The sequence below is a fragment of the Methanonatronarchaeum thermophilum genome (assembly GCF_002153915.1).
Classification (GTDB): domain Archaea; phylum Halobacteriota; class Methanonatronarchaeia; order Methanonatronarchaeales; family Methanonatronarchaeaceae; genus Methanonatronarchaeum; species Methanonatronarchaeum thermophilum.
In genome coordinates, this window is record NZ_MRZU01000003.1 from 465,001 (window position 1) to 472,500 (window position 7,500).

Annotated in this window: 8 protein-coding genes (2 of these 8 cut by a window edge); 2 read left to right on the forward strand and 6 right to left on the reverse strand. The window is 37.0% G+C overall.

Annotation, left to right across the window (positions count from 1 at the left end; all coding sequences use genetic code 11):
- The 4 genes from AMET1_RS03630 to AMET1_RS03645 all read right to left on the reverse strand — a co-directional run.
- Positions 1–379: the 5' end (the start) of a transcription initiation factor IIB gene (locus tag AMET1_RS03630; RefSeq protein ID WP_394334880.1), read on the reverse strand. 542 nt of this gene lie to the left of the window's left edge; the window shows 379 of its 921 coding nt (coding positions 1–379); it begins with the start codon at positions 377–379; its stop codon lies beyond the left edge, outside the window.
- A 235-nt stretch (positions 380–614) separates the two neighbouring features.
- Positions 615–998: an NUDIX domain-containing protein gene (locus tag AMET1_RS03635; protein ID WP_086637118.1), complete on the reverse strand. Its 384-nt coding sequence runs from the start codon at positions 996–998 to the stop codon at positions 615–617.
- Positions 999–1,016: 18 nt separating this feature from the next.
- Positions 1,017–1,235 (reverse strand): DUF1922 domain-containing protein, encoded by a 219-nt coding sequence (locus AMET1_RS03640; RefSeq protein WP_086637119.1) that lies wholly within the window; start codon positions 1,233–1,235, stop codon positions 1,017–1,019.
- A 1-nt stretch (position 1,236) separates the two neighbouring features.
- Positions 1,237–3,696 (reverse strand): DNA-directed DNA polymerase, encoded by a 2,460-nt coding sequence (locus tag AMET1_RS03645; protein WP_086637120.1) that lies wholly within the window; start codon positions 3,694–3,696, stop codon positions 1,237–1,239.
- 88 nt (positions 3,697–3,784) lie between these two features.
- Here AMET1_RS03645 and AMET1_RS03650 point away from each other — a divergent pair, with 88 nt between their 5' ends.
- Complete coding sequence (locus AMET1_RS03650) at positions 3,785–5,872, forward strand: ATP-dependent DNA helicase (protein WP_086637121.1); 2,088 nt, start codon at positions 3,785–3,787, stop codon at positions 5,870–5,872.
- A 297-nt stretch (positions 5,873–6,169) separates the two neighbouring features.
- Here the strand turns inward: AMET1_RS03650 and AMET1_RS08085 are convergent, their stop codons facing one another.
- Complete coding sequence (locus tag AMET1_RS08085) at positions 6,170–6,511, reverse strand: twin-arginine translocase TatA/TatE family subunit (RefSeq protein ID WP_086637122.1); 342 nt, start codon at positions 6,509–6,511, stop codon at positions 6,170–6,172.
- A 126-nt stretch (positions 6,512–6,637) separates the two neighbouring features.
- On the opposite strand from AMET1_RS08085, the gene pyrH reads away from it, so the two are divergent.
- The gene (pyrH, locus tag AMET1_RS03660; RefSeq protein WP_086637375.1) at positions 6,638–7,348 is read left to right on the forward strand and encodes a UMP kinase; all 711 of its coding nucleotides are present in this window, start codon (positions 6,638–6,640) and stop codon (positions 7,346–7,348) included.
- A gap of 48 nt (positions 7,349–7,396) precedes the next feature.
- On the opposite strand, the gene AMET1_RS03665 is transcribed toward pyrH, so the two are convergent.
- Positions 7,397–7,500: the end of a ribonucleotide reductase N-terminal alpha domain-containing protein gene (locus AMET1_RS03665; RefSeq protein WP_086637123.1), read on the reverse strand. It continues 3,625 nt past the right edge of the window; 104 of the gene's 3,729 nt are visible here — the last part of the coding sequence; its start codon lies off the right edge, out of view; it ends in the stop codon at positions 7,397–7,399.

A 7,500-nucleotide genomic window follows, 5' to 3' on the forward strand; every position in this document is an offset into this window, starting at 1 on the left:
GGTTTAGTTCGCCTAATGCGAGGGCTAGGTTTCTTTCTTTGGCATCTGATATGCGGGCTTGTCTATGCCATTTTCGTAGCCTGTAGAACTGGGCTTTTTTGTTTGATGATATTGGGTTTCCCTGTCCATCTCTATTTTTAATGCTGATTTGGGTTGAAAGGCCTTTATCGTGGGTCATGTTGGTCATTGGACTGCCAACTCGGCTTCTGTTTTCTCTTTGTTCGCTGTCGAATGCTCTCCATTCTGGGCCGTCATCTATAAATTCTTCATCTATAACGATGCCACAGTTTTCGCAAATTAGTTCAGCTCTTTCATAATCATGTGTTAGTTTTTCAGCGTCACACTCGATACATTTACCACTTTCTTCGTATTCGCCTATAGAAACTCTATCCCCATCATTATCATTAGAATTTGCAGACAAATTCTCCCCCCACTAAAAGCAATTTGTGGGTTTCAGTATTTGGAATTAGACAACTTACTGCCACACTTTTAATTTATGTTAAAATGAAATAAAGTTTTTGGAGAGGTATTTATGCTGTAAAATTAGCGGTCTATTCAATTAAAATAGAGATTTAACGTCTAAGTAGGTTTTTATGACCTTGTTGGTTGTTTTACTAGTTGTTTTTAGGGGTTTGTGTTTGTTTTTTGGTTTGTTTAGGTAGGTTTTCAGTGGTTTTAAGTATCTCTTTGTATTCTTTTGTCGAGAAGGATAGTTTTTTAGGTAGTTTTTTAAAATAACCTAAGGTATATTCACTTTTTTTAGTTTTTCTTCCACCTAATTCACTGTAGTATATAATGCCATGGTTTTTTTGTTTGATTTTTTTGAGGTTTTTGGGTTTGTATCCTGTTTCTTCTATAAACTCTCTTTCAGCGGCTTGTCGGGCTGTTTCTTTTTGTTTTATTTTTCCACCTGGAAACTCCCATGCTCTTTCTGGGTTGTATACCATCAAGAATTCTTTGTTTTTATAGCAGACTATTATTGTGTATCTGGGTTTCATTTTGTAGCCAGTGTTTTTTTATTTGTATTTGAAAAATCCATGTTTTTTTGATTTTTCTTTCTGTAGTTTTCTTACTACCTGTCTTGCTTCCCTATGGTTTTTGGTTTCTCCGATTTTTTTGGATTTTTTTATTTTTACTCGTTTTCCGCATGGACATTCTCTTGTTTTGTGTTGTTTTTCGGTGTATAGGTATCTTCCACATTCTGGGCATTGGAAAACGATGTATTTTTTTGTCATTTTAGAACTCTCCTAGTTTTCTTTGGCTTGGCTCGCCTTTCAAGTTGTTTTTTGTATATCCAAAGTAGTTTAGTATTCTTGATACCGCGGGTATCACTTGGTTTTCTATGTAGTATTCTGTGTCGACCGGTATTTTACGGCCGTTTTCCATGGTTAGGGTTCCTTTTTTATAGGATTTGAACATTTCTATAGGGAAAGCTCTTTCTCCTATTGTTGTACCGCCTTTGGTGGTTACAATGAATGCTATTTTTGTTCCTGGCCCGACTTCTATTCCTTGTTTTTCCGCTTTTTCTGCTGCATGGACGTGCGCTTGTCTAGATTCATATTTAGATATTTTTTTGGACAGTGTTTTACGTATTACAAGTTTATCTATCGATATCTCGCCGTTTTTGAGTTTTTGTATTGTTTTTTTAACCTCTTTAACTGCTTTTTCAGGGTTTTTATTCTTTAATATGATCTCTATTACTTTTTGTTGCATCTCTCTAGCTAGGTCGCACCAGTCTCCTCTTCTAACTTCAAGTCCTCTGATGTATATCTCTTCGTTTTGGTCCAGGCCTGCGTATCTTTTTTTCTTTTCTGTGAAGAATATCGTTTTGTAGTTTTTTTCTATTTCTATTTCAAGTGGTAGGGTTTGGTTTAGTTCGGTTGCTAGTTTTTCTGCGATTTTGGATATCTCTTCATTTTTTTCTTTGGTTTTTTTGATGAAAATTGAGTCTGTATCTCCGTAAATTACTTTTAGATCTTTTTTTTCTGCGGTTTCAATGGCTTTGTTTATCATTTCGCGTCCCCAAGCGGTTGTTGCTTCTGCGCATTCCTTTTTATACCATCTTGCAGCTCCCCAACCTGTATATCCGTAGAAAGAGTTTGTTAGTGTTTTGATTGCTTTCTCCCGAACTTTTAATGATTTCCTTGTTTCACTGGTTTCTGCTTTTTTTATTTTTTCCTTGATTTTGGCTCTATGGTTTAGTAATTCTTCAAGTATTTCAGTGAAGAAACCCTCTCTGTCTCTACGGAATCTATGTCCGACTTCTGGTGCTTCATACAAATTTTTTTGGTTCGTTTTTTGGTCTGGTGGTATATATGTGTCCGGTGATATGTTGTATGATATCATTAGTGAGGGGTACATTGAGCTGAAGTCAAGTGATACAACGTTTTCGTGTAGTCCTTTTTCTGGTTCTAGTACGAATCCACCTAGGTATGTGTTTTTTGATGAAGATCGATACCCCATTCTGTTTGGTACTAGTTCGTTTTGTTCGTATGCTTTGGCTATTAGGTACCACTCTACTTGACGGCCTCTCCCCATTTTAGAGATATCGTCTGCGAACTGTTTTGTTAGTTTTGAGAATTCAAGTTGGTTTGGTAGAAGTTCGTTTCCTACTCCTGCTGTACTTAAAGCGTCGTCTTCTGCGTATTTGCATAGTTTTTTTCTTTTATCACTGTCTTCCCAATACTCTCCGACCTTGTGGCCTGGTATGTCTGTTCTTTCATCGATATCCATTACATTTAGGTAGTCTGAGACTTCCTCTAGGGACATTACTTTTACTTCACCTAAATCACGGCTTGCTATCCTGTATAGATCTATGTTTAACCGTCCTTTTATTGAAACAGTTCTTCTTCCACCTCCCCTTATATCAGGGGTTGAGCCATCTCGACCTACATCGAGCTCTATATCATGTTTTTCTGCTCTTTTTTTGAGATATGGCCAATCAAAGTCATCTCCGTTGTATGTGAATATTACATCTGGGTCTTGTTTTTTTATTTCTTCGATGAACTGTTCAATAATCTTTTTGTCGTCATCGTTCTCACTTACTAGGAGTTTTGGTGTTCCATTTGTTGTTACGTAAGAAATTATGATTATTGGGTCTTTATCAGGGTCTGGTGACCTTCCTTTGTTGTACATCTCGCAGTCGAATGTTAGTTTTTTTAGTTTGGGGGTTTCTTCTTGAAAGACTCCTTCCAGTGATTCTATTTCAACTGCGTTTTCAGCGTATTCACAATCGGTTTTTTTACCGGTTAAAACTATTTTTGATGATGGAACAAGGCCTTTATCGATAACGAATCTATTTACAAATGGTATATCTGCTTCTCGATATTCTTTGATTCCTTCGGTGTCAGATACTTCTTTTCTTAGTGTTGGTACGTGTTGTGGGTGGTCTACTGTTATCTTAAGTACCTTGGTTTTTAGGCCTTGGTCTAAGCGGTTGGATGTCTCTACCTTCTTAGGAGTTATAGTTTCTCCATATCTCTCACCTTCAATCTCATATATCTTTTTTTCCAGTTTGTTTATATCGCTGTTTTCTTGGGGTAATGCGTAGAAATATGGTTCAAAATCCCTATAGAGACCTAGGTAGGTTTTGTTTTTTCCATTTATCCAGAGCCTTATAACTGGGTCTCCGTACTCTGTTATGTAGTCCGCGTTGATTAGTTGTCCTTCTATTTCCATCAAAAGATTATTGAGCATAACCCGAAAAGTAGTTTTGGTTACCTATGACCAGTTTTTGTATTGTTGGTGGACCTATTTTACTTTGTTTCTCGGTGGAGAGTGAATCATGAAAGATTTTTTGGATTTTTTTCCTAAAGAAGAACCTTACAACAGTCAGTTGGATGCTATGGAGAAGATTAGTGATGGAGTTAAACGTGGTAGAGTCATTCTTTTCGAAGGAGCTTGTGGAACTGGTAAGACTTTGGCGGCATTAGCTCCATCTATAGAATATGCTAAAAAGAGAGGTAAGAAGGTTGTTATAGCTACAAATGTCCATCAACAGATGAAACAGTTTATTGATGAGGCCAGAGAGATTTATGATATCTCTAAAATCAAAACGGTTGTTTTTCAAGGTAAAACAAAGCTTTGCATCGAAGATATGGGTTATGGTGAGTGTCAAGCGTTGAAGGAAGAGACCTATGAATTATATCGGTTGAGAAAAGAACGTAATGAACTTAAGTACGAGGTTATGGGGTCGAATGGTGAGGGGTCTAGAGATAAAAAGATCGAGTTGTTAAAGGAAATCGATGAAGAGATCGGTGAAAAAGAAGCAAACAGTTGTGTTCCTCTTTTAAACACACTTAAAGGTGAGGGCGATTTTGAGCCATGGCTTTTTTCAGGTGTTAGAAGTCCTATCGATGTTGTTGATTGGTGTTCTGGTAGAGAGCGTTGTCCATATGAAGAGTTGAAAAAAGGATTGGAAGAAGCTGAGCTTATCATCTGCAACTACCGCCACATCATGGATCCTGTAACACTCTCCAGGTTTTCAGAATGGCTTGGTGAAGAGGGAGAGCCTTTCAACGAATCTATTTTAATTCTTGACGAGGCCCATAATTTAGGTCAAGTTGCTAGAGATATATACTCACGTAACATCGCTTTAAAAACTATAAAAAAAGGTTTAAACGAAGTTAGAGATGAAAAAACTCAACAGTTGGTTGATGGTGATTACAAATCGGTTGAAAAACTTTTTAAAACATTTTTTGATTCGATACAAAACCTCAAGCCAAATAAAATATGGGAAGGATACAATGAAGTTAAAATACAAGACCCATCATCGCCTAAGAGTGAAGATAAAATATCTAAGTTTTTATATAAAAAAATTGATAGAGTTGAAAATAACCTAAATGAAGCTCTTAAAATAGGTAACGAACTTGAATCGATATATGAAGAAGAATTTAAAGCTAAAAAAAGAACCAGAAAAAGAGTTTGTTATATACAGGTCGTTAGTGAATTCCTATTAAAATATCTACAAAACGCAAAAAACCCAGACTATTACCCACACCTCGAATTTAAGAAGATTGAAGGCGTTATAGATGCGAAACTTGGGTTGTTCAACTGTGCGCCTGAGGACCTTGTTGGTTCATTATTGAACTCAACACACTCAACAATAATGATGTCAGCTACTTTAAGGCCCTTCAGCCACATTAGAAAATCTTATGGATTTACAAACACACTTGACCTCGCATACCCTATGAACTTTCCAATCGAAAACCGTCAGACTCTAGCGATCGATACACATGCCCTTTTCGCTAAAAACCGTAACAAAGATAATGTTGTCGCTGAAGTTTCCAACATAATTCGTGACATCATCTCAGGTACACCTGGAAACGTACTGGTTTTCTTCCCTAACTGGAGCGAAGCACAAAAATACTATGAATCTGTTGAAGGTGATGTAGAAAAATTCCTTGATATGAGGGGAGAATCCTCAGTTGATGTCAGAAACCAGTTTTTCGAGATCGGTGAAAACGGTGGAGAAGCAGTTCTTTTTTCATATATATGGGGTACTTTATCCGAAGGACTAGACTACCGAGATGACCGAGTTAAAACCGTAGTAATCGCAGGCGTACCATACCCATTACTAGATGACAAGATGAAAGCGATACAAAACTCATATGAAAAAAGATATGGGGACGGATGGAAATACGGAGTAGAAGTCCCTACAGTTAGAAAAGTAAGACAAGCTATAGGTAGAGCTGTTAGATCACCTGAAGACAAAGCATCCAGAGTCCTACTAGACAAAAGATACACACCAAGTTCAAGCAAAAATATGGGTAAATACTCGTTCTACACAAGCCTTCCAAAAGAACTTAAAAAAGAGGTAAAAGAGGTAAAACCACAAGAAGTTGAACCTGCATTAAAAAACTTCTTCGAATGAAAACTCATAAGAAATTAGCCTAAAAAAACCTATGGTATAACTAACTATTTGGCTTATGATTCTAAATCTAATCTAAGTTTTGAGTTAGAAACCCAATATACCTCTATTTGGATTTTGTTCTATAGAAATGTAGTCTGTCTTGGTTGGATATATTTTGTTTCATCTTAAAATATATGGGAAAAGAATTCTGTTTTAAAAATAATTTGGTTGGGACTGGTTTGACCAGTCTCCTTGTTTTTTGTTTTTTGTTTTTTTGTTGGGTTTTCGTTGGGTTGTTGTGGAAGTTTTTTGGTTTGTTTAGCTTCCTTTTTCTTTCATTGTTTCTTGTATTTTCTTTTTTATCTCTTCTTCTGTTTTTCCTTCTACGTCTATGCCGAGGTCTTTGGCTATGTTTTTCATGTTGAGGTCTCCTTCTTCGTCTTCTTCTGGTTCACTTTCTAGTGTTTCGTATTCTGCTTTTTTGACCTCTTCTTCCATCTCGCTTCTTGCTTTCTTAAATTCTCCCATAGCTGTTCCCATTGATCTGGCTAGTTTTGGGAGTTTGCTTGCTCCGAATAGTAGGAGGATTACAAGAAAGATGATAACCCATTCGGTAAGTCCAATTCCAAGAGGACCTCCGGCAAGTATCGATAATTCCATAGTGATTACACCTTAACGTTTGGTGTTCTTAATTTAATATAAATATTTCTTTTTAAAATTTTTTTTGTTTTTTATTTTTATTGTGGCTAAAAAAGTTTAATGTATTATGTAATCTATTCATGGTTAATGTCAATTGTTATTAGTTTAGGCGGTTCTATTCTGGCTCCAGATCTTAGTAGTTCGAAGTTTAGTGAGTATTCTGAGGTATTGAAGGATATCTCTGGCGAGGAAGAGGTTGTTGTTGTGACTGGTGGTGGTGAGATGGCTAGAGAGTATATAGATATTGCGAGGGGTCTTGGTTCGAATGAGGCTGCTTGTGATTCTATTGGTATTGAAGTTACTCGTTTAAATGCGAGACTTTTGATTAGTGCTTTGGGTAGTGATGTTTTTCCTGAACCTCCAGGGTCTTATGATGAGGTGTTGAAAGCTTTTTCTGTGAGTGATGTTGTTGTTATGGGTGGTGTTTCTCCGGGCCAGTCTACTGATGCTGTTTCTGCTTTGGTTGCTGAGTATATCGATGCTGAGTTGTTGGTTTTCGCTACCTCTGTTGATGGTGTGTATAGTTCAGATCCTCGTTTTAATGATGATGCTGTGAAGTTTGATAGGATTACGCCTGATAGGCTTGTTGAGATTGTTATGGAGACTGAGATTAAGGCTGGTGCTAAGAGTGTGGTTGACCCTCTTGCTTCAAAGATTATTGAGAGGTCTGAGATCCCTACGGTTGTATTAGATGGAGGTGTTCCTGAGAAAATCAGGTCTGTTATATTAGATGGTGTGCATGAGGGAACGCTTGTTGTTTCGGAAGAGTATGAAGGGGTTTTGGGTGGTTTTGACTGATTTATTATTTTTTTATTTGTCCTTTTTTATTTTTTAAGGTATTGTTTTTTAGCATTCGCTCCATCCACATTTTGGACATTTTTTGCAGCCTTCTTGCAGGGTTAGCATTCCTCCGCACTCTGGACATTCGGGGTTGACGCCTTCTTTGATTA